16 protein-coding genes are annotated in these 21,115 nt (G+C 72.7%); 7 read left to right on the top strand and 9 right to left on the bottom strand.

Annotated elements, in window-relative coordinates:
* Positions 1-45: 45 nt before the first annotated feature.
* The gene (locus ACFZB3_RS13650) at positions 46-1,092 is read right to left on the bottom strand and encodes a glycosyl hydrolase family 18 protein (RefSeq protein ID WP_391374401.1); all 1,047 of its coding nucleotides are present in this window, start codon (positions 1,090-1,092) and stop codon (positions 46-48) included.
* A 167-nt stretch (positions 1,093-1,259) separates the two neighbouring features.
* On the opposite strand from ACFZB3_RS13650, the gene ACFZB3_RS13645 reads away from it, so the two are divergent.
* Positions 1,260-2,282 carry an aldo/keto reductase gene (locus ACFZB3_RS13645; protein WP_391374398.1) on the top strand — a complete coding sequence of 341 codons (1,023 nt, stop codon included), beginning with the start codon at positions 1,260-1,262 and terminating at the stop codon, positions 2,280-2,282.
* 26 nt (positions 2,283-2,308) lie between these two features.
* Positions 2,309-2,911, top strand: a complete 603-nt coding sequence (locus ACFZB3_RS13640) for a TetR family transcriptional regulator (RefSeq protein ID WP_391374395.1) — start codon at positions 2,309-2,311, stop codon at positions 2,909-2,911.
* On the opposite strand, the gene ACFZB3_RS13635 is transcribed toward ACFZB3_RS13640, so the two are convergent.
* The 3 genes from ACFZB3_RS13635 to ACFZB3_RS13625 form a co-directional block, all read right to left on the bottom strand.
* A complete protein-coding gene (locus tag ACFZB3_RS13635; RefSeq protein ID WP_391374392.1) occupies positions 2,898-3,356 on the bottom strand; it encodes a hypothetical protein in 459 nt (152 codons plus the stop codon). The genes ACFZB3_RS13640 and ACFZB3_RS13635 overlap by 14 nt on opposite strands.
* A gap of 187 nt (positions 3,357-3,543) precedes the next feature.
* Positions 3,544-4,692: a serine hydrolase gene (locus ACFZB3_RS13630; RefSeq protein WP_391374390.1), complete on the bottom strand. Its 1,149-nt coding sequence runs from the start codon at positions 4,690-4,692 to the stop codon at positions 3,544-3,546.
* A gap of 58 nt (positions 4,693-4,750) precedes the next feature.
* On the bottom strand, positions 4,751-4,969 hold the full coding sequence (locus ACFZB3_RS13625; RefSeq protein WP_351490475.1) for a hypothetical protein: 219 nt from the start codon (positions 4,967-4,969) through the stop codon (positions 4,751-4,753).
* Positions 4,970-5,300: 331 nt separating this feature from the next.
* On the opposite strand from ACFZB3_RS13625, the gene ACFZB3_RS13620 reads away from it, so the two are divergent.
* Entirely contained in the window at positions 5,301-7,556 is a 2,256-nt protein-coding gene (locus ACFZB3_RS13620; RefSeq protein ID WP_391374386.1) for a SpoIIE family protein phosphatase, read from the top strand.
* Positions 7,557-7,649: 93 nt separating this feature from the next.
* Here the strand turns inward: ACFZB3_RS13620 and ACFZB3_RS13615 are convergent, their stop codons facing one another.
* Positions 7,650-9,077 (bottom strand): MFS transporter, encoded by a 1,428-nt coding sequence (locus ACFZB3_RS13615; RefSeq protein ID WP_391374384.1) that lies wholly within the window; start codon positions 9,075-9,077, stop codon positions 7,650-7,652.
* A gap of 101 nt (positions 9,078-9,178) precedes the next feature.
* Between ACFZB3_RS13615 and ACFZB3_RS13610 the strand changes: the two genes are divergently transcribed.
* Together ACFZB3_RS13610 and ACFZB3_RS13605 are read left to right on the top strand one after the other, a co-directional pair.
* Positions 9,179-10,093 carry a helix-turn-helix domain-containing protein gene (locus ACFZB3_RS13610; RefSeq protein ID WP_391374381.1) on the top strand — a complete coding sequence of 305 codons (915 nt, stop codon included), beginning with the start codon at positions 9,179-9,181 and terminating at the stop codon, positions 10,091-10,093.
* A gap of 118 nt (positions 10,094-10,211) precedes the next feature.
* Entirely contained in the window at positions 10,212-10,574 is a 363-nt protein-coding gene (locus ACFZB3_RS13605; protein ID WP_391374378.1) for an SCO4225 family membrane protein, read from the top strand.
* 16 nt (positions 10,575-10,590) lie between these two features.
* Here the strand turns inward: ACFZB3_RS13605 and ACFZB3_RS13600 are convergent, their stop codons facing one another.
* Positions 10,591-12,042, bottom strand: coding sequence for a DHA2 family efflux MFS transporter permease subunit (locus ACFZB3_RS13600; RefSeq protein WP_391374375.1), 1,452 nt, complete (start codon positions 12,040-12,042; stop codon positions 10,591-10,593).
* A gap of 143 nt (positions 12,043-12,185) precedes the next feature.
* On the opposite strand from ACFZB3_RS13600, the gene dusB reads away from it, so the two are divergent.
* A complete protein-coding gene (gene dusB, locus ACFZB3_RS13595; protein ID WP_391374372.1) occupies positions 12,186-13,328 on the top strand; it encodes a tRNA dihydrouridine synthase DusB in 1,143 nt (380 codons plus the stop codon).
* Between the two features lie 42 nt (positions 13,329-13,370).
* On the opposite strand, the gene ACFZB3_RS13590 is transcribed toward dusB, so the two are convergent.
* From ACFZB3_RS13590 to ACFZB3_RS13580, 3 genes are all read right to left on the bottom strand, one after another.
* On the bottom strand, positions 13,371-15,503 hold the full coding sequence (locus tag ACFZB3_RS13590) for a sulfatase-like hydrolase/transferase (RefSeq protein ID WP_391374369.1): 2,133 nt from the start codon (positions 15,501-15,503) through the stop codon (positions 13,371-13,373).
* A gap of 375 nt (positions 15,504-15,878) precedes the next feature.
* Positions 15,879-17,816: a glycogen debranching N-terminal domain-containing protein gene (locus tag ACFZB3_RS13585; RefSeq protein WP_391374366.1), complete on the bottom strand. Its 1,938-nt coding sequence runs from the start codon at positions 17,814-17,816 to the stop codon at positions 15,879-15,881.
* A 64-nt stretch (positions 17,817-17,880) separates the two neighbouring features.
* Positions 17,881-19,389 (bottom strand): hypothetical protein, encoded by a 1,509-nt coding sequence (locus ACFZB3_RS13580; RefSeq protein ID WP_391374363.1) that lies wholly within the window; start codon positions 19,387-19,389, stop codon positions 17,881-17,883.
* Positions 19,390-19,509: 120 nt separating this feature from the next.
* Between ACFZB3_RS13580 and ACFZB3_RS13575 the strand changes: the two genes are divergently transcribed.
* Complete coding sequence (locus ACFZB3_RS13575) at positions 19,510-20,730, top strand: ROK family protein (RefSeq protein ID WP_391374360.1); 1,221 nt, start codon at positions 19,510-19,512, stop codon at positions 20,728-20,730.
* Positions 20,731-21,115: the final 385 nt, after the last annotated feature.

Here is a 21,115-nt window from a genome sequence, read left to right as displayed (position 1 = left end):
ATGTAGCGGGTGGCGGGGTGGGGTGGGTCGGCCGGGGTGGTGTGGTCAGCGGTGTTGTAGGGCCTTTACGTTGTCGCCGAAGGTCCAGTTCTTTGAGCCGTCCCAGTTGATCGACCAGGTCATCAGGCCCTTGAGGGACGTGCCGTAGTGGTTCCAGGCCTGGGAGACCAGGGACGGGGACATGTAGCCGCCGCCCGCGCCGGACTGGGCGGGCAGGCCCGGGACCTGCTTGTCGTAGGGCACCTTGATCGTGGTGCCCTGTACGACCAGGCCCTTGTTGAGGCAGTCGGTCTGCGCGGTGAAGCCGGCGACCGTGCCGGCCGAGTACGAGTCGCCCGAGCAGCCGTACATGCTGCCGTTGTAGTACTGCATGTTGAGCCACCACAGACGGCCGTTGTCGGCGTACTTCTTGACGATCGGCAGGTAGGCGCCCCAGATCGAGCCGTAGGTGATGCTGCCTCCGGTGACGTACGCCGTCTCCGGGGCCATCGTGAGGCCGAAGTTGGACGGCATCTGGGCGAGGATGCCGTCGATGATGCGGACCAGGTTGGCCTGGGACGTGGAGAGCTGGGTGATCGAGCCGCTGCCCACCAGGCCCGTCTCGATGTCGATGTCGATGCCGTCGAAGTTGTACTTCTTCAGGATCGGGACGATCGTCGAGACGAACTTGTCGGCCACGGTGGCCGAACTGAGATCGATGCCCGCGGCCGCGCCGCCGATCGACAGCAGGATGGTCTGGCCGGAGGCCTTCGCCGCGCACATCTCCGCGGGCGTGGCCACCTTCACGCCCGCGTCCATGCCGTCCTCCCAGAGGGCCGTCCCGTCGGAACGGATCACGGGGAAGGCCGCGTTGACGACGTTGTAACCGTGGGCGGCGATCGCGGAGTTGGTGATCGGGGTCCAGCCGAAGGGCGGGTGGACGCCGTTGGCGGAGCCGTCCCAGTTCTCCCAGTAGCCCTGCAGCACCTTGCCTGCGGGGCGGGACTTGACCGCGCAGGTGTCGGCGGCCGAGGCGGAGCCGGCGGCGGGGAGCTGGGTGAGTGCCGCGGCCGTGAGCGCGGCGGCGAGCAGGGCGAGGGTACGGCGGATCATGCGAGGCCTCCCGGTGGGGTCGGGTCGGGGCGCGCGGATGTCGTAGACATGACAGTGCTCTTGGTCCAGACCTTTCGTCAATAGGTCTGGACCACCCCCGAGGGGGCCGCGACGCATGACAGATGACAGATATTGAAATCTGTCATCTGTCATGCGAAGGTGGAGCCATGACGACGCACACCCGCACCCTCGGATCCACCGGCCCCCAGGTCTCCGCCCTCGGCCTCGGCTGCATGGGCATGTCCGCGCTGTACGGCGAGGCCGACCGCGCCGAGTCGATCGCCACGATCCACGCCGCCCTCGACGCCGGCGTGACCCTGCTCGACACCGGCGACTTCTACGCCATGGGCCACAACGAGATGCTGATCGGCGAGGCCCTGCGCACCGCCCCCGCCGCCCTCCGGGAAAAGGCGCTGACCAGCGTCAAGTTCGGCGCCCTGCGCGACCCGGACGGCGGCTGGAACGCCTACGACGGCCGCCCGGCCGCCGTGAAGAACTTCGCCGCCTACTCCCTGCAGCGCCTCGGCGTCGACCACATCGACGTCTACCGGATCGCCCGCGTCGACCCGGACGTGCCGATCGAGGAGACCGTCGGCGCCATCGCCGAACTGGTGGAGAAGGGGCACGTCCGGCACATCGGCCTCAGCGAGGCGAGCGTGGCGAACATCCGGCGGGCCGCCGCCACCGCGCCCATCGCCGACCTCCAGATCGAGTACGCGATCATCACCCGCGACATCGAGCGGGAGATCCTGCCGACCACCCGTGAGCTGGGCATCGGCATCACCGCGTACGGCGTGCTCTCCCGCGGCCTGATCTCCGGCCACTTCACCCGCGACCGGCAGCTCGGCGCGGGCGACTTCCGGGCCTTCTCGCCGCGGTTCCAGGGCGACAACCTCCAGCACAACCTCGACCTCGTCGAGGCGCTGCGCAAGATCGCCGACGAGAAGGGCGTGACCGTCGCCCAGATCGCCATCGCCTGGGTGCTGTCCCGGGGCGCGCAGCACGGCAACGACATCGTGCCGCTCGTCGGCGCCCGCACCCGCGAGCGGCTCGCCGAGTCGCTGGGCGCGCTGGACGTCACCCTGGACGCGGCCGACCTGGCGGCGATCGAGGAGGCCGTACCGGCGGACGCGGCGGCGGGCACCCGCTACCCGGCCGCGCAGATGAGCCATCTCGGCACCGAGCACTGACCGCGGTGCCGGGTACCGTCTAGGCCATGGCAGCGACGTCCCCGACCCCGACCCCGGCCCTGACCGCCGAGCGCATCCTTGAGGCGACCGAGGAGGTGCTGCGCCGGCACGGCCCGGCCAAGGCCACCGTGGTGGACGTGGCCCGTGCGCTCGGCGTCAGCCACGGGAGCGTCTACCGGCACTTCCGGACCAAGGCGGCGCTGCGCGAGGCGGTGACGAAGAGGTGGCTGGACCGCACCTCGGAGCAGCTGTCCGGCATCGCGGCCGGGGACCGGGACCCGCGGGACCGGCTGCGCGACTGGCTGCGGGCCCTGTTCGACGCGAAGCGCCGCAAGGCGGGCGCCGACCCGGAGCTGTTCGCCACCTACATGGTGCTGGCCGACGAGAACGGCCCCGCGGTCACCGGGCACATCGCCGACCTGACCGGCCAGCTGACCGCGATCATCGCGGACGGGGCCGGGACCGGTGTCTTCACCGTGCCCGACCCCGCCGCCGCGGCCCGGACCGTCTTCCAGGCCACCGGCCGCTTCCACGACCCGGGCTACGCGCGGGAGTGGGTGCGGCCGGAGGCCGAGGCGGACTTCGGGTCGCTGGTGGAGCTGCTGCTGCGGGGCCTCAGCCCACGTTGACCGTCACGGTCGGGGAGTAGACCTTCTTGCCGACCGCCGCGACCCGCAGGTGCTCGGGGCCCGGGCTGTTGAGCTTCGCGGTCAGCGCGTAGGAGCTGCCGTTCTTGACCTTCGCGGTCGCCTTCAGCGGGATCCACTTGCCGTCCTTCTGGTGCTGGAGCACCAGCGGCCAGCCGACCTTCAGGCCCGAGGTGCGGCCGGTGAAGGTCACCGACTCACCGGGCTTGACCGAGGTCGTGTTCGCCCGGACCGAGATCGAGGCCGCGGTGGTCGGGCTCGGCTTCGGCTCCGGCTTGGAGCTCATGTGCGGCTTGGCGGTCATGGTGGGCGACGGGGTCGGCTTGGCCCCTGCGGCGAAGGCCCCGGCGGAACCGGCCGACAGCAGGGCGACGGAGAGCGCACCGGCGGCGAGGGCGCGGGGGATCTGGCGCTGGATGGTGTGCATGGAAGTACTCCTGTCGAGGGACGGGGGGACCTCTCAAGGCTTGGCCGGGTCGCGCCGGGCGGCGACCCGGGCGGTCCCCGAAGTGGTCTGGACCGTCCTCCGGTTCGGTAAAGACCGCAGGTGGCGGCGGGTGCCCTGACCTCGCGATCCTTACCCGGAAGCTCACCCGAACGGCGTAACGCGCGGGCTAGGCGGTGACCCGCCAGAAGTCCCGCATCAGCGGGGTCGGCGTCGGACCCGTCATGGCCGTCTGTGTCAACAGGACCGTGACCGTGCCGGTGGCCGGGACGAGGTGCGCGGTGGTGCCGGTGCCGCCGACCCAGCCGTAGCGGCCCGGTACCGACCAGGGGTCGGCCGGGGCGACGTCGACCGAGCCGCCGTACCCCCAGCCCTGGCCCTCCAGGAAGAGCGCGGCGCGCTCGCGCTGGGCCGCCGTCAGGTGGTTGGTGGTCATGCGGCTCACCGACGTGGCGGAGAGGAGCCGGCGGCCGTCGGGGGCGGCGCCCGCGTTCAGCAGCAGCCGGCCGAACGCCAGCCAGTCGTCGGCCGTGGAGACGAGACCGCCGCCGCCCGAGGGGAAGCGCGGCAGGCCGCTGTACGCGCCGTCCGGGGTGTCCGTCAGCCGCAGCGTGCCGTCCGCGGCGGGGGCGTAGGCGGAGGTGAAGCGGTGCCGTTTCGACGCGGGCACCTCGAACGCCGTGTCCCGCATGCCCAGCGGCTCGAAGATCCGCTCCGCCAGGAAGCCGGGGAGGGAACGGCCCGAAACCCGGGCGACCAGGATGCCCTGGAGCGCGGACGCGGTGCCGTACAGCCACGCCTCGCCCGGCTGGTGCAGCATCGGCACCTGGGCGAGCAGGCCCAGCCAGGTGTCCGGGTCCGGCCAGTCCCGGAAGGGGATGCCGTGGTCCTGCACCGCGAACAGGGCCTGCGCGGCCGGCAGCGAGAAGTCGTCGGGCAGACCCCAGCCGGCCCGGAAGCTGAGCAGGTCCTCGACGGTGACCGGGCGGACGGCCGGCACCACGTCGTCGACGGGGCCCGCGGGCGTCCGGACCACCATCGGCTTCGCCAGCTCGGGGAGCCAGTCGGCCACCGGGTCGCCGAGCCCGATCCGGCCCTCGTCCACCAGCATCAGCACCGCGGCGGCGGTGACCGGCTTGGTGACCGACGCGATGCGGAAGACCGAGTCCCGGGCCATCGGCGCGGATCCCTCGACGTCGGTGTGCCCAACGGCCACCACCTCGACGTCGTCGCCACGGGCCACGAGGCCCACGGCTCCGGGGACGGTGCCGGCCTCGACGTGGCGGCTGAGGGTGGCGTGCAGCGGGGAGACGGTCATCGGTCGTCCTTCCGGTGGGCGCGGTGTCGGGTGGTACGACCCGCGCGCCCGCGGAAAGTCATCGCGAGGGCTGGGTGCCCGCCGGGTCCACGGTGGCCTGGTGGGCCTCGGCCAGGTGCTCCTCCGCCTTCAGCCAGGGCAGGAACTGGGCGCCCTTCTGCCAGCCGCAGGTGTCGCATTTGATCGTGCGCTGCACCCCCGTGCGCTGCACCCGGACCACGTGTTCCCGGCCGTGCTGGTCCCAGCGGCTGACCTTGCTCTCGTCGATCTGCGACATTGACGCCTCCGGAGTCTGTGCCCGGTCTGCTGTCCGGCACGTGTCGACGGCGGGCCGACGGCAAGGAGTGTGCAGCAAGACCAACATCAACGGGGATTTCTTCACCGGGTTTTGTCGAGGATGTCCCCGGAGTTCACACGGCGGACGAGGCCCCGCCGCGCGGGACGAGAGCGAGGTCAGGGCGGGCCGGGGGGTACGTTCCGAAACCTCCCGGTCCCAACCGCCGGATCATGAACCGGACTTGGTGTACCGGCGGAAACCCTGGACAGGGAATTGACCAAGGCTCAAGATGAAAGCGACCTTGTGAAGCGGCCACCGGCACGGAGAGGCGATGCTGCCGGATCCTCAACGTTTCCTGGCCGTTGCCGGCCGCCGGATCGCGCGCGCCGAGGGCGCGGCCCAGGCCGTCCGCGAGCTGTACCGGGTGACGGTCCCGGACCTGGCGGACGGGATGTTCGTCTACCTCGGCGACCGCTCGCCGGACCGTTCGGAGCCGGAGCGCCTGGAGTTGGACGGGCTGCCCGCCGAACTCGGCGGCGCCATGGGCGGGACGCCCCCGCAGTCGAGACCGGTGGCGCCCGACGGCGCGCTCGCCGCACTGCTGCGCTGCGGCAGGGCACGCGGCCGCGGCCCGGACGACGTGGACGAGGCACTCCGTGAACTCCTCGGGACCGCACCGCGGCTCCCGCAGGGCAACCGGGTCCTGCTCGCTCCGCTGCGCGCCCCCGACGCCGTCGTGGGCGTGGCGGTGTTCCTGCGGCGCCCGGACCGGGAGGACTTCGTGGACGACGACATCGCCCTGGCCGACGCGCTGTCGGCGCAGACCGCGCTCGCCGTGCGCGAGGACGCCCTGGCCGCCGGGCCGCCCGCCGCGCCGAAGGCCCCGGACGAGGACCGCCTCCGCTACGTCGGCGCCGCCACCCGGCGGATCGCCCGCGGCTTCGACACCGACGAGATCGTGCTCGGCCTGTGCCGGGCCGCCGTACCGACGTACTCCGACGCGGCCCTCGTCTACCTGCGCGACCCGCTCCCGGTCGGCGACGAACGCCCCAACGGCCCGGCCGTGCTGCGGCTGCGCCGCACCGACCGGCTCAAGGGCCCGGGCGCCGAGGGCCTGGTCTGGCCCGCGGAGACGGTGGACGACGAGCAGGACGACCTGGACGCCTCCGACTGGAGCGAGGTGGTGCCCGGCGGCGCCCTCGCCGAGGTGCTGCGCGGGGTCCGGCCGGTGTTCGCCGACACCCCGCCGACCCGCGACGCGCTGGGCGAACTCGTCGGCGCGGACAGCGCGCTGAACGACTGGGTCGGCTCGCACGCGATCCTCGCCCCGCTGCGCGGCCGCCGCCGGGTCACCGGCGCCGTCGTCTTCCTGCGCCGGCCCGAGCGCCCGGCGTTCGAGCCCGCCGACCTGCTGGTCGCCGCCCAGCTCGCCACCCACACCGCGCTCGGCGTCGACAAGGCCGTGCTGTACAGCAGGGAGGCGTTCATCGCCGACCGGCTGCAGCGCGCCATGCTGCCGCACTCCCTGCCCCGGCCCACCGGCGTCCGGCTGGCGGTGCGTTACCTCCCCGCCGCCGAGACCGCGCGGGTCGGCGGCGACTGGTACGACGCGATCCCGCTGCCCGGCAGCCGGGTGGCACTGGTCGTCGGCGACGTCATGGGCCACTCCATGACCTCGGCCGCCGTCATGGGCCAGCTGCGCACCACCGCGCTGACCCTGGCCGGGCTCGACCTGCCCCCGCAGGAGGTCCTGCACCACCTTGACGAACAGGCCCAGCGGCTCGGCACCGACCGCATGGCCACCTGCCTGTACGTCGTCTACGACCCCGTCTCGCACCGCATGACCATCGCCAACGCCGGTCATCCGCCGCCCATCCTGCTGCACCCGGGCGGCAAGACGGAGGTCCTCACGGTGCCGCCGGGCGCCCCCATCGGCGTCGGCGGCATCGACTTCGAGGCGGTCGAGCTGGACGCCCCCACCGGGGCCACCCTGCTCCTGTACACCGACGGCCTGGTCGAGTCCCGGCTGCGCGACGTGTGGACCGGCATCGAGCAGCTGCGCGAACGGATCGCCGCGACCGCCCAGCTGACCGGCCCCGACCGGCCGCCGCCGCTTGAGGCGCTGTGCGACGAGGTGCTCGACATGCTCGGCCCGGGCGACCGCGACGACGACATCGCGCTGCTCGCCGCCCGCTTCGACGGCATCGCACCGAGCGACGTCGCGTACTGGAGCCTGGAGCCGGAGGTCGGGGCCCCCGGCCGGGCCCGCCGGCTCACCCGGCAGGCCCTGGCCGGCTGGGGCCTGGAAGACCTCACCGACACCGCCGAGCTGCTGGTCAGCGAGATCGTCACCAACGCCGTACGGCACGCCTCCCGCCCGATCAGCCTGCGGCTGCTGCGTACGGACGTGCTGCGGTGCGAGGTCGGCGACGACGTGCCGCAGTTGCCGCGGCTGCGGCAGGCGAAGGCGACCGACGAGCATGGCCGTGGGCTCTATCTGGTGCACCGGTTGGCTCGGCGGTGGGGGACGACTCGGCTGGGCACCGGCAAGATCGTGTGGTTCGAGCTGGGCGGCAGCGGCGGGTGAGTGCGCCGCTGGGGGTGCCGCGGTGTGCCGTCTGGCGGCTGCGGCGCCGTTGTGGCTGGTCGCGCAGTTCCCCGCGCCCCTACGGGGCGCTGGTCAGTTCACGGTGCGCGGCAGGCGCAGGCTGAGCAGGCCGGTGATCACCACCAGGCCCAGCTGGACCAGCAGCGTGACGACCAGGGCGTCCCGTACGCCCTGGTGCGGGATCAGGGAGAGGAACAGGGTGCCCAGGGTGGCCACGCCGAGGGCGAGGGCGGACTGCTGGGTGGTGACCATCACGCCGCTGCCCACCCCGGCCCGCGCGGGCGGCACCTCGGACATCACCAGGCGCAGCACGTTGGGGAGTTGCAGGGCCTGGCCGGCGCCGGCGACCGCGACCCCGGGCAGCAGACCGGCGAAGTCCAGGTGCGGCCAGTCCCGGCGGGCGGCGAGCACGATGAGGACGATGCCGACCGCCTGGATCACGGACCCGGCGGTCACCACCCGGCTGCCGTACCGGGCGATCAGCCGCGGCCCGGCGAGCGAGACGAACAGGAAGGCGACCGCCATCGGGGCGAGCGCCATCCCGGCCGCGACCGGCCCCAGGTGCTCCCCGCTCTGCAGGGCCACCGCGATCACGAACATGAACCCGCTGAAGCCGATCGAGAACGGCACCATCAGCACCAGCCCCCGGCGCAGCGAGGCGAGTTCGAACAGGCTCGGCGGCACGAGTGGCGTACGGCCCGCGCGGTCGGCGCGGCGCTCCACGGCGTAGAAGGCGACGGCCACGCCCGGGAACGCGGCCAGCGACAGCCAGGTCCACAGCGGCCAGCCCGCCGCCCGGCCCTCGGTGAGCGGGGCGAGCAGGGCGAGGAGGGAGGCGGCGAGGAGCACGGTGCCGGGTCCGTCGACGGGTTCGGGCTTCTGCGACCTCGTCTCCGGCACGAAGCGGGCGCCGAGCACCAGCCCGACGACCACGACCGGCACGTTGACGAGGAACACCGAGCGCCAGCCGGTGCCCCAGATGTCGGCGGCGACCAGCACCCCGCCGAGTATCTGCCCGGCCACCATGGAGAGGCCGGCGGTGGCGCCGTACAGGCTCATGGCGCGGGCGCGGCGGCCGCCGGCGGTGGCGGCCTGGATGGTGGCGAGGACCTGCGGGAGCATCGCGGCGGACGCGGCGCCCTGGGCGACCCGGGCGGCCACCAGCGTCCAGGCGCTGGGCGCGAGTCCGCAGGCCAGCGAGGTCAGGCCGAACGCGGCCATGCCGCCGAGGAAGAGCCGGCGGCGCCCGAACAGGTCGCCGAGCCGGCCGCCGAGCACCAGCAGCACGGCGTAGGCGACGCCGTACCCGGCGACGACGAGTTCCAGGACCGCCTCGCCCGCGTGCAGGTCGGCGCCGATGGTGGGCAGGGCGACGTTGACGATGAAGAAGTCGATGAGGGGAAGCGCGGCGGCCAGCAGGACGGTGAACAGTCCGGGGCCGCCGAGCGCCGGTGGCGCGGACGGGGACCGTACGTGGGCGGTGGTGACGGTTTCGGTCATGCACCCGAGCCTGCGGTCTCCCCGAGACGGGTACCAGAGTCTCCTTGTCCTGGTAGTAGAAGTACCTGGCAACAGGATCGGCGACACGGCAGGCTGGATCCATGACGACCACGGCGCAGGAGACGACGAGCCTTCGGCACACATCGGCCCCCGCCCCCGGCCGGGCCGCCGACATCCGCCGGCACGAGCTCGCCGCGTTCCTGCGCAGCCGCCGGGAGCGGATCACCCCGGAGGAGGTGGGCCTGCCGCGCGGCACCCGCCGCCGCACGCCCGGCCTGCGCCGCGAGGAGGTCGCCCAGCTCTCCGCGGTCGGCGTCACCTGGTACACCTGGCTCGAACAGGCCCGGGACATCCAGGTCTCCGTCCAGGTACTGGACGCCCTCGCCCGCACGCTGCGGCTCGACGGCACCGAGCGCGCCCACCTCTTCCAGCTGGCCGAAGCCGTCGACCCGACCCCGGCCGCGAGCTGCACGGGCGTCACCCCGGCCCTGCACGAGATGCTCCGCGCCCTGGAACCCCTGCCGGCCTCCGTCCAGAACAGCCGCTACGACATCCTCGCCTACAACCGCACCTACGCCCGCCTGATGGGCGACCTGGACGCGGTCCCGCCCGAGGACCGCAACTGCATGATCCTCGTCTACACCAACCCCGACTGGCGCCGCTCCATCGTGCACCTGGAGGAGAGCCGCCGCCTGATGGCCGCGAAGCTCCGCGCGTCCATGGCCGGCCATCTCGCCGAGCCGGCCTGGAAGATGCTGGTCAAGCGGCTGGCGGCGGAGTCCGCGGAGTTCCGGGAGAACTGGGAGCGCTACGAGGTGGTGGACCCGCGCGCCAGGGTCAAGCAGTTCCTCAACCCGTACGTCGGCTTCCTCACCCTGGAGCACACGGACCTGTTCCTGCACCCGGGGTCCGGGGCGCGGATGGTCACCTACGTCCCGGTGGACGAGGTCACGCGGGAGCGCCTGGAGCGGCTGCACGACCTGGCACGGGCGGGGTCGGCGACGCCGAACTCCTGACCGGGTCACGGGAATTCGTTCGCACAACTGAGTACGCGTACTCAGGACCGGGACGCGGTCCGGCCCCGACGATGCAGTGAGCGCGAGGAAACGACGACCGGCCACGGGGGAGACGACGATGGAAACCGGCCCGGCCCGCACCGTTGTCCGGCTGATGCTCACCAACCGCCTCTCGGCGGCCTACCTCGTCCTGGTCGCCGTCGTCATCGCCAAGGCCGCCGTCGACGCCGCCGGCACCGACGACCACGGCTCCGACTACGCCTGGCTCTGGCCGCCCCTGGTCACCTTCCCGGTGTTCCCGGTGGTCGCGGCGCTCGGCCGGACGGCCTGGCGCACCGACACCCCGAACTGGTTCTTCGTCGCCACGGTCGTCGTCTCGGCACTGCTCCAGTCCCTGGTCCTGGGCGCCCTCAGGCAGGCCGTCCTGGCCCGGCACCGCCGCTCGGTCCGCTCCGCCGACCTCGGCGCACCCTGCCGGTGACGGGGCGGGCGGCCCGTCAGACCCGTTCCGCCGTCCCCACGGCCGCGCGGATCTCCGGTGCCGCGAGCCGTTCCGCGGCCCGCTCCGCCGTGGCGCGGGCCCAGCTGCCGTTCGTCACGGCGCCCAGGAGCAGGACCGCGAGGCCGCAGCCGGCCAGGATCCACCAGCCGGGGCGGGCGGCGCCCACGAAGCTGTCGGCGTACGACGACGAACCGATCCCGGAGGCCAGCACCGCGCCGATCACCGCGACGCCCAGGGTCTGGCCCAGCTGGCGGCTGGTGGAGGCGACCGCGGCGGCCACGCCCGCCTGGGTCCTGGGCATGCCCGACACCGCCGTGTTGGTGATCGGGGCGTTCACGAAGCCGAAGCCGATGCCGAACAGGACGTAGCCGAGGAAGAGGGTGGTGTCCGAGGTCTCCGCCTCGAACGCGGCGAACAGGACCGCGCTCGCGGTCATCGCGACCCCGGCGATCACCAGCGGCAGCCGCGGGCCCCGGCTGCCGACCAGGCGGCCGGCCAGCGGGGCGCACAGGAACATCGGGACCGCCATCGGCAGCATCCACAGGCCCGCGTGCAGGGCGTCCAGGCCGCGCACGTTCTGCAGGTAGAGCGTGGACAGGAACAGGAAGCCGCCGAGCGAGGCGAACGCGCTGATCGCGGTCACGGTCGCGCCGCTGAACGGCGCCGAGCGGAAGAAACGCAGGTCGATCAGGGGTTCGTCGCGCCTCGGCTCGTACCGGAGGAGGCCCAGCAGGGCGGCGAGGGCCACCGCGGCGAAGGGCAGGACCGTGCCGGTGCTCGCCGTCGGCGCCTCGATGATCGCGTAGGTGAGGGATCCGAACAGGGCGATGACCAGGACCTGGCCGACCGGGTCGGGGCGGCGGGGCTTCGGTGCCCGGGACTCCGGCACGAAGCGCAGCGTCAGCAGGACGGCCGCCAGGCCCACCGGGATGTTGACCCAGAAGATCGCCCGCCAGCCGACCGACTCCACGAGCAGGCCGCCGACCAGCGGTCCGGCGGCCATGGATATGCCGACCACCGCACCCCACACGCCGATCGCCCGGGCCCGCTCGCGGGGGTCGGTGAAGGTGTTGGTGATGATCGACATGGCGACCGGGTTGAGCATCGAGCCGCCCACCGCCTGGACCATCCGGAACGCGATCAGCGAGTCCAGGTTCGGCGCGAGGGAGCAGAGCAGCGAGCCGATCGAGAAGACGACCAGGCCCGTCATGAAGACCTTCTTGCGGCCGACCCGGTCGCCCGTGGAACCGGCGAGCATCAGCAGCGAGGCCAGGACCAGGGTGTACGCGTCGATCGTCCACTGCAGGCCCGCCGTCGAGGCGTGCAGTTCGCGCTGCATGGACGGCAGGCCGACGTTGAGCGCGGTGGTGTCGAGGCTGACGATCAGCAGGCTCATACAGCAGATCGCGAGAACGAGCATGCGGCGGCGGGGGCTGAGCTCGGGCATGCGTCCCATCGTACGCCCGTTTCGATAGTGCGTCTAACTAATGAGTGATACATGATCGTGACGGGCGGTGCGGGACAGGCGGTTGTCCACAGGTGCGGCGGAGCACCGGACGAGCACCGCGCGGCGTACGGGACAATGGGGGAATGCCCGAGCCCACGTCGCCCCTCCAGATCGGCCCGCACACCGTCCGGCCGCCGGTCGTCCTCGCCCCCATGGCGGGGATCACCAACGCGCCCTTCCGCACCCTGTGCAGGGAGTTCAGCGGCGGCAAGGGGCTGTTCGTCAGCGAGATGATCACGACCCGGGCGCTGGTCGAGCGCAACGAGAAGACCATGCAGCTGATCCGCTTCGACGAGAGCGAGAAGCCCCGGTCCATCCAGCTGTACGGCGTCGACCCGGCCACCGTCGGCAAGGCCGTCCGCATGATCGCGGAGGAGGGCCTGGCCGACCACATCGACCTGAACTTCGGCTGCCCGGTCCCGAAGGTCACCAGGAAGGGCGGCGGGTCCGCCCTCCCCTACAAGCGGCACCTGCTCCGCGCCATCCTCCGCGAGGCCGTCTCCGGCGCCGGCGACCTGCCCGTCACCATGAAGATGCGCAAGGGCATCGACGACGACCACATCACCTACCTCGACGCCGGCCGGATCGCCGTCGAGGAGGGCGTCACCTCGATCGCCCTGCACGGCCGCACCGCCGCCCAGCACTACGGCGGCACCGCCGACTGGGAGGCCATCGCCCGCCTGAAGGAGCACGTCCCGGAGATCCCGGTGCTCGGCAACGGCGACATCTGGTCGGCCCAGGACGCGCTGCGGATGGTCCGGGAGACGGGCTGCGACGGAGTGGTCGTCGGCCGCGGCTGCCTGGGCCGGCCGTGGCTCTTCGCCGACCTGGTCGCCGCCTTCGAGGGCCGTCCGGAAGACGTCCTGAAGCCCTCGCTCCGCGAGGTCGCCGACATCATGGTCCGGCACGCGACCCTGCTCGGCGAGTGGCTCGGCGACGAGTCCAAGGGCGTCGTCGACTTCCGCAAGCACGTCGCCTGGTACCTCAAGGGCTTCGCGGTCGGCAGCGAGATGCGCAAGCGCCTCGCCATCACGTCGTCCCTGGCGGAACTGCGCGCGGGGCTGGACGAGCTGGACCTCGACCAGCCCTGGCCCACCGGCGCCGACGGGCCCCGCGGCCGTACGTCCGGCAACAACCGGGTGGTGCTGCCGGACGGCTGGCTGAAGGACCCGTACGACTGCGCGGGCATCGGCGAGGACGCGGAACTGGAGACTTCGGGGGGCTGAGCGCCGCGCCCCGCAGGGAGCGCGGCACGTCCGGCGGAACGCTCAGTTGGTCTTCGGGTGCGGGGTCGAGCCGTACGCCGTCAGGAACTTGTCGCGGAACGCGCTCATCTTCCACACCGGGGCGTCGTGCGCCGGGCGCAGACCGTCGGTCCAGTTCCAGGAGTCGATCGCGTCAAGGACCTTCGGGTCCTTGGCGACGATGGAGATCGGCACGTCACGGCTGGCGTGGTTGCCGCTGACCCGGGCGATCGGCTGGTGGTCGCCGAGGAAGACCAGCACCGTGTTGTCGTTGCCGTAGCGCTCCAGCCACTCGGTGAGCGCGGTCACCGAGTACTGGATCGACTTGCCGTACTCCTGGCGGGACTTGGTGGTGTCGGCGATGACGTCGGAGGCCTTGTTGCCGGCCTTCTGGATGGCGTCGAAGACCGAGCCGTCGCCCAGCTGGTCCCACGGCACCATCTTCGGGATCGGCGCCCACGGCTGGTGGCTGGAGGTCAGGATCAGGAACGACATCCGGGACTTGCCGTCGGCCGGCTTCTTGCTGTGCACCCGGTCCTGGAACTGCTGCAGCGCGTACTGGTCGGGCATCGTCGACCAGCTGAACTTCGGTCCCTTGTAGCCGAGCTGGAAGGCGTTGTAGACCTTGTCGAGGCCGTAGTAGCTCTGCTCCGGCCAGCCCTTCTGGATACCGGGCATCACGCCGACCGTGTCGAAGGCACCGGTCTTCTTGAACGCCTTGGTGATGCTCAGGTGGTCGCTCGCCATCACGGTCCGGTAGCGCTGCTGGTTGCTGACCCACAGCCCCGACATGGTCGTGGAGTGCCCGAGCCAGCTGCTGCCGCCGTAGGTCGCCGACGTCAGCCAGCCGCTCTTCGCGTGGAAGCCGGCCTTCGCGAGCGCCTGGGTGCGGACCGCGAGGGTGCTGTCGACGCCGGGTGCCTCGATCGGGTCCTCGACGGCGCTGCGGCCGTAGCTCTCGATGAACGTGAAGACCACGTCCTTGCCGCGCAGGCTGGTCAGCAGCTGGTCGGGCGGGGTGTTGCCGAAGGCGTCCACCTTGGCGACCTTCCGGAACTCCGCCTCGTCGTGCAGGGTGTCCTTCACCTGACGGGCCTTGATCTCCAGCGTGGTCGCGGTGGAGTCGGCGGCGAGCGGCACACCGCCGGCCAGCTGGACGCCGAAGGAGGAACAGGTGATCCAGACGACACCGGCGATCAGCGTGCCGCGGGTGGCCCGCCCCGGATGCCGGGCGAGCAGATTGCTCAGCCGGACCGTCGCCAGCGCGAGCAGCACGAACAGCAGCAGCACGAGGACGACGGCACCGACGCTGACCGCGAGGGTGGCCGTCCGGCCCAGCGTGTCCTCCAGGTACGACTCCGCGTCGCCGAGCAGGCTCCAGTCCAGGATGGCGTTGAAGCTCCGGCCCAGGTACTGCTTGAACCCCATGTCGAGGGCGTTGACCAGGGTCAGCGCGCCCAGCACGACGCCGAACACCGCGGCCAGCACGATCCGGGGCCGCCGGGGCAGCGCCAGCGCGACGGCCGCCGCGATGATCCCCTCGGACGGCAGCCGCACGAACTTCGCGGGCCCCAGCTCGACGACGGTGTTCGGCATCACCAGCGCCGCGATCACGAGCGCGGCACAGAGCACGCTGACACCGATCGACAGCCCGGAGGCAGCCGCGGGATGCGCCTCCCGCCACACCGCCCGCCGCTCCCGAACCCGCCCACTCCAGGCGGCCCAGCCGCGACGACGGGGACGGGGGGCGTCCGGCGCGGGAGCGGGTTTGGGGGTGCTTCCGGGGGCGAGGGCGAGGGCGGGGGCGTCAGCGGATTCGGACTTCGGGCCGACTTCGGTGCCGGGGCCGGTGTCGGCGGCGGCTTTGGTCTCGGCGGCGGCGTCGGTCTCGGCGGTGGCTTTGGGCTCGGATCCGGCGTCGGTCTCGGATTCCGGTTCGGTGTCGACGGCGGCTTCGGTCTCGGCGACGGCGGCTTCGGGTTCGGCTCCGGAGCCGTCCCCGGAGGCGGCTATGGACTCGGGTTCGGCCTCGGTGGTGGCCTCGGCCTCTGACGCGGCTTCGGCTTCGGCTGCGGCGTCGTTCGACTCGTCGGCGGACACGGGTGGTTCGGACGTGGGCTCCGGCTCCTCGGAAGCCGCTTCCCGCTCGGACTTCACTACCTCGGACTCCTCCGGCGGGGCTTCGCCTTCGGACGGCCCGGACGGCGTGTCCGCTGGCTGGCGAATGCTCGTGTGCTGAGACAACCCGGAGGTCCTTCCGTGCGAGACCCGTGAAACGGAAGCGGGCCAACGCTCGGAGGCCGAACCCGCCACATTTCCGTACGGCCCTCTTTAGGTCCGTGTTCAGGCCATTCGGCAAACACCGGGCAAACACAGCATCCGGCTGCGGGCGCGCCCCGCAAGGGACGCGGGCCGTCTCAGTATCCGGCTGCGGGCAGCGCCCCGTAAGGGGCGCTGGGGGTGCCCCCGGCCGAAGGCTGGGGGAGGAACTGCGCGACCAGCCCCCACGCACCCGCACCCGACCAACGACCCCTACGCCCCGCCCACGGCAGTGAGCAGCGCCAACGGAGCCGCCGCCGACCGGGACTCCCGCACGCACGCATGCGGATACGGCACCGGCTCCGGATGCGAGTCCCTCCCGTACCCGGCCAGCACCTCCGGCAACCGGTGCCCGCCCGCCGTCGCCGCGTCCACCAGCCCGTGCGCCACGGCCCGCGCCTCGTCGTGCAGCCCGTACCGCGCCAGCCCCAGCGCGATCAGCGCGTTGTCGTGCGGCCACACCGACCCGCGGTGGTACGACAGCGGGTGGTACGCCGCCTGCCCCGCGGCCAGCGTCCGCACCCCCCACCCGGAGAAGAAGTCCGGTTCCAGCAGCCGCCGCCCGACCACCTCCCCGTACTCCTTGTCCAGCAGCCCGGACCACAGCAGGTGCCCGGCGTCCGAGGCGAGCGCGTCGACCTGCCGGCCCTCCCCGTCGAGGGCCAGCGCCGGGAAGGACGCCTCCCGCATCCAGAAGTCCTGCTGGAACCGGTCCCGCAGATCACCGGCGGCCTGTTCGAGCAGCGCCGCGTACGTCTCGTCGGCCCACACCGTCCGCGCCACCCACGCCGTCCGGCGCAGCGCGTCGTACGCGTACCCCTGCGCCCCCGCCGCCATCACGGTCCCCATCGGCCGGCTGCCGTCGGCGGAGCAGATCGCGCCGGGGGAGTCCTTCCAGTTCTGGTTGGCGAGGCCGCCCTTGTCGGCGCGGTAGACGAGGTAGCCGCGCGAGGTCAGCCCGCCGTGGTCGAGCATCCACCCGACGGCCGCGCGGGCGTGGCGTTCGAGCCGCCGGGCCATCTCCGCGTCCCCGGTCTGCTCCACGTACGCGCCGAGCAGGATCAGGAACAGCGGGGTCGCGTCGACCGATCCGTAGTAGCGCCCGTACGGCACCTGCCCGAAGTGCGCCAGTTCGCCGTGGCGTACCTCGTGGACGATCTTCCCGGGCTGGGCCACCGAGTGCGCGCCGGTCTCGGTGGCCTGGGTGGCGGCGAGGGCCGGCAGCGTGGCGGCGGCCAGGCGGGGGCGGTAGGGGAGGGCGAAGAGGGAGGTGAGGAGGGCGTCGCGGCCGAGCAGGGTGAGGAACCAGGGGGCCCCGGCCGCCGGGACCCTGAGCTCCTCGCCGTCCGGTCCGGTGGCCGGTACCTGGAGGGTGGCGAGGTCGGAGAGACCGCGGGCGCAGGCCGCCGCCAGCTCCGGCCAGCCGGTCGGGAAGGCCACGCCCTCCACGAACTCGCCCTCCAGGGAGAGGAGTTGTTCGTTCAGCGCAGCCGGGTCGCGGGGCACCCGCAGCGCCCGCCGGTCGCCGTGCGGGCGGGCCATCACCCGGACCAGCAGCTCGGTGGTGCCGTGCGGGCCGAGCTCCAGCGTCCACACCATCCGCCGGGCACCGGTGCCGGTCTCCTCCACGCCGTCGGGCGCGGGCTCGGCGGTGATCGTCGTACAGGACCGCCACTCGCCCCGGCGGTAGCCGAACTCCAGCCCGTCGTCGAGGACATGGCGGGAGCGGACGGCGCCGGCCTTGGTGTAGGTGCGGTGGTCGGCGCGGAGTTCGAACTGGTCGGTGAAGTCGGCGTCGGCGGTGATCGCGAGCCGGATCGTGGTCGGCACCGGGCGGTTGCTGGTGACCCGCAGGGACTCCACGAACGAGCCGTCGCCGACGGCCTGTTCGCGGAAGAGCGTGTGCGCGGGCGGTTCCTGGCGGCCGCCGCGCGGGACCAGGACGCACCGCGTGCCGTCCCCGTCGGCGACCGGGGTGAGCACCTCCGGCAGCGCCCCGTCGACCGTCAGCTGCCAGCGGCTGAGGTGCCGGGCGTCCCGTACGAATAACCCGTCCGGGGAGCCGCCGCCCCGCACGCCGCTGATGTCGCCGCGGTCGTCCACGGCCGCGAACGTCGTGCCGTGCACGAGCAGATGATGCCGGTCCGTCATCCCCGGTCCCCTCCTTCGTTCCTCTGGTCGAACGTGCGGTGTCCGCCGAAGACACCCCGTTTTGTCAGCTCTTGTGCAGGTTTTGACGTTCGCTGTGTGGCTCTTCGTGCGATGTGCTGTGCGGTGCCGCGTGCCGCTGGTGGTGCAGGTCCAGCGCGAGCGCCGCGGTCCAGCCGAACCCGGTCGCGCCGCACGCCTCGCCGGTGTACGGGTCGACGTACTCGGCGAACCCGCTCGCGTCGGCGGTCCGTACGACCGCCTCGGCGAGGGCGTCCGCCCGCTCCCGTTCGCCGTGCTCGCGCAGCCCGCGCTCCAGCAGCCAGCCGGTGTTGAACCAGGCGGGCCCGCGCCAGTAGCGGTGCGGGTCGAAGGCCTCGCCGAGCAGGTCGTAACTGGGCACCAGGCGGGTGCCGGTGCCGAAGTGCGGGCCGTCCAGCGTGCGCACGAGCGCGGCGGCGATCTCCCGGGGCAGACCGGGCAGGAGCAGCGGGACCAGCCCGGAGACCCCGCGCTCGGGGATCAGCGCGCCGCCCGCACCGTCCGTGCCACTCGCACCGTCCGCGCCGTCCGTGCCGACCTCGCCGTCCGTGCCGCCCCGCAGGTCTCGGCACAGGAAGATCTCCTTCTCCGGGTCCCACAGCCGGTCCACCAGCGCCGCCGTCAGCCGCTCCGCCCGCGCGTGCCGGGCCGTGCCGGGCGCGCCCAGCTCCCGTGCGATGCGGGCGAGGGCGTGCTCGGAGGCGATGAGCAGCGCGTTGAACGCGGGGTCCTCGACGGCGAAGTCCCGGGTCCGGTCGGCGTATCCGGCGTCGCGGTAGTCGGCCGCCAGCCGCACGTACCGCCCGTAGTCCAGGTCCGTCGGCCGGTCCTCGGCGGCGCCGTGGTCCAGGTCGGCGCGCCGGAAGGAGCGGGCCGGGGCGGGCGCGACCCGGGCGAGCGGGGCGTCCCAGGCGGGGCTGTTGTCCATGCCCTGTTCCCAGGGGTGCACGACGGAGGCCAGCCCGCCCCCGCCCAGGTCGCGCCGGTGCAGCAGATAGCGGTGCCAGGCGGCGAGCCGTGGGTAGACACCGGCCAGGAAGCCCCGGGCCCGGGACAGGCCCGGGTCGGCGAGGTGCACCAGCCAGGCCGCCAGCGCGTGCACCGGTGGCTGCACGATCCCGGAGGTCTGTACGGTGCGCGGGGCGCCCGCAGCGCGCCCCGCGGTCGAGGAGCGCCAGAAGTCGGGGCTCGGGAAGTACGCGTCGAGGGGCACGGAGGGGTTGAACACGATGTGCGGGATCCGCCCGTCGCCCCACTGGGCGGCCAGCAGCGTCTCCAGCTCCGTCTGCGCGCGCAGCGGCGAGAGGTGCCTGAGGCCGATCGCGATGAACGCCGAGTCCCACGACCACTGGTGCGGATACAGGCTCCGGGAGGGCACGGTCGAACTGCCGGTCCAGTTCTCGTCGAGCACCTGTGCGGCCCTGACGTGCAGCGACCGTCGTGCGCCGGTGCCGGTGACGGCGCGCGCGGACGGCGGATCGTATGCAATACCGCGATCGAGCGCATGGCTGGTGAGCTGGGCAGTGCGATCCACTCGGGGCTCCCCGAAGACGTCCGGCCGGCCGGGTTTGGCAGTGGCTACCGTAGGGTTACGTCTATTTAACACGCAAAACTCAATATGTAATGCAAGCTTGAGAAACACAAGGGGGTGCGCATGACCGGACGTCCCGGCAGGACCGGCAAGGGCGGCGGACAGGCGAGCGCCGGAGATCTGCTCGAACTGGTGCGCAACGGGCGGGCCGTGACACGCGGAGCGCTCCAGCAGGCCACCGGGCTCTCCCGCGCGACCGTCGGCCACCGCCTGGACCGCCTGTTCCGGGCCGGCTGGCTGCGCGAGGGCGCCGGCGGCCCGGTCGACTCCCCGCTGGGCGGACGCCCCTCCATCACCCTTGAGTTCGACGACTCCCACGCGGTCGTCCTCGCCGCCGACCTGGAGACCCGCCACGCCCGCGCCGCCGTGCTCACGCTCACCGGCGAGATCCTCGCCGAGCACTCCGGCACCCCGGTCATCCAGGACGGTCCGGAAGCCGTTCTGGCCGAACTCGGCGGCTGGTTCGCCGAGTTGCTGGAGAAGGCCGGCCATCGCGCGACGGAGGTGTGCGGGATCGGCCTCGCGGTGCCCGGCCCGGTCGACACGGAGACCGGCCGGGTCGTCCAGCCGCCGATCATGCCGGGCTGGGACGGCTACGACATAAGGGGCCGCCTCGCCAGGGCGTTCACGGAGCACACGGGCGCGCCGGTTGTCCCGGTCCTGGTCGACAACGACGCGAACCTGATGGCGTACGGGGAGCAGCGCACCGGATACCCGGACTGCTCGGCGTTCGTCCTCGTCAAGGTCTCGACGGGTATCGGCGCCGGGGTCGTGGTGGACGGTTCGATCTACCGGGGCGTCGACGGCGGCGCCGGGGACATCGGCCACATCCGGGTGGGCGCGGAGGCGCGGTGCCGGTGCGGGTCGTACGGCTGCCTCGCCGCCGTCGCGAGCGGCGGCGCCGTGGCCCGGCGGCTGGCGGAGGCGGGGATCCCGGCCTCCTCCGGCTCGGACGTGCGCGACCTGCTCGCCTCGGGGCACCCGGAGGCGGCGGCGCTGGCCCGGGAGGCCGGCCGCCGGGTCGGGGACGTGCTGGCGACCGTCGTGACCCTGCTCAACCCGGGCGTCCTGATGATCGCGGGCGACCTCGCGGGCACCTCGTTCCTCACCGGCGTCCGCGAACTGCTCTACCAGCGGGCGCTGCCCCGCTCCACCGCTCATCTGGACGTCGTGACGTCGCGGCTGGGGGAGCGGGCCGGCCTGGTCGGGGCCGGCGCCCTGGTCGTGGAGCACCTGTACGCGCCCGAGCGGGTCGAGGAGCGGTTGCTGGCGCTCGGCGTGTGACCGGCGCGGATTCCGGCCCCGGGCGTGTGACCGGCGCGTTTCCTGCGGGTTGTGGTGTCCGTCCCCGCGTCCGCATGGTGAACTCCGGCGGTCTGTGGCAGCGTGATTCTCGCCACCCTTGATAAGGGTTGCGCTCAGATGAGCGGATCATGGGCGACTGCACTTCTCCAAGGGGTGGCACTGGGTGCCACCCCTTGATCGTTCATCGATCGAAATCAAGTGTGCGGTATGGTCGCTCAAGTGAGCGGAAAGGTGCGGTGCTGAGCGGTCTTGTGTTCAAGAAGTGAAAACACGGCCCGGTCTCCGCTTGCCAAGCTTTGACTTTCGATCCGGTGGCGGACGACTGGTTACAGGCGCATGACACGCAAGTAGACGTACCCAGGCG

The organism is Streptomyces sp. NPDC008092, from assembly GCF_042957285.1.
GTDB lineage: Bacteria > Actinomycetota > Actinomycetes > Streptomycetales > Streptomycetaceae > Streptomyces.
This window is presented reverse-complemented; position numbering and strand designations above follow the sequence as displayed.

Excerpts from the sequence above, each read along its gene's own strand:
- ACFZB3_RS13640 (WP_391374395.1), top strand. The coding sequence starts at position 2,309 with ATGGCAGCGACGTCCCCGACCCCGACCCCGGCCCTGACCGCCGAGCGC.
- ACFZB3_RS13650 (WP_391374401.1), bottom strand. The coding sequence starts at position 1,092 with ATGATCCGCCGTACCCTCGCCCTGCTCGCCGCCGCGCTCACGGCCGCG.
- ACFZB3_RS13645 (WP_391374398.1), top strand. The coding sequence starts at position 1,260 with ATGACGACGCACACCCGCACCCTCGGATCCACCGGCCCCCAGGTCTCC.
- dusB (WP_391374372.1), top strand. The coding sequence starts at position 12,186 with ATGCCCGAGCCCACGTCGCCCCTCCAGATCGGCCCGCACACCGTCCGG.
- ACFZB3_RS13615 (WP_391374384.1), bottom strand. The coding sequence starts at position 9,077 with ATGACCGAAACCGTCACCACCGCCCACGTACGGTCCCCGTCCGCGCCA.
- ACFZB3_RS13625 (WP_351490475.1), bottom strand. The coding sequence starts at position 4,969 with ATGTCGCAGATCGACGAGAGCAAGGTCAGCCGCTGGGACCAGCACGGC.
- ACFZB3_RS13635 (WP_391374392.1), bottom strand. The coding sequence starts at position 3,356 with ATGCACACCATCCAGCGCCAGATCCCCCGCGCCCTCGCCGCCGGTGCG.
- ACFZB3_RS13610 (WP_391374381.1), top strand. The coding sequence starts at position 9,179 with ATGACGACCACGGCGCAGGAGACGACGAGCCTTCGGCACACATCGGCC.
- ACFZB3_RS13630 (WP_391374390.1), bottom strand. The coding sequence starts at position 4,692 with ATGACCGTCTCCCCGCTGCACGCCACCCTCAGCCGCCACGTCGAGGCC.
- ACFZB3_RS13620 (WP_391374386.1), top strand. The coding sequence starts at position 5,301 with ATGCTGCCGGATCCTCAACGTTTCCTGGCCGTTGCCGGCCGCCGGATC.
- ACFZB3_RS13575 (WP_391374360.1), top strand. The coding sequence starts at position 19,510 with ATGACCGGACGTCCCGGCAGGACCGGCAAGGGCGGCGGACAGGCGAGC.
- ACFZB3_RS13600 (WP_391374375.1), bottom strand. The coding sequence starts at position 12,042 with ATGCCCGAGCTCAGCCCCCGCCGCCGCATGCTCGTTCTCGCGATCTGC.
- ACFZB3_RS13605 (WP_391374378.1), top strand. The coding sequence starts at position 10,212 with ATGGAAACCGGCCCGGCCCGCACCGTTGTCCGGCTGATGCTCACCAAC.
- ACFZB3_RS13585 (WP_391374366.1), bottom strand. The coding sequence starts at position 17,816 with ATGACGGACCGGCATCATCTGCTCGTGCACGGCACGACGTTCGCGGCC.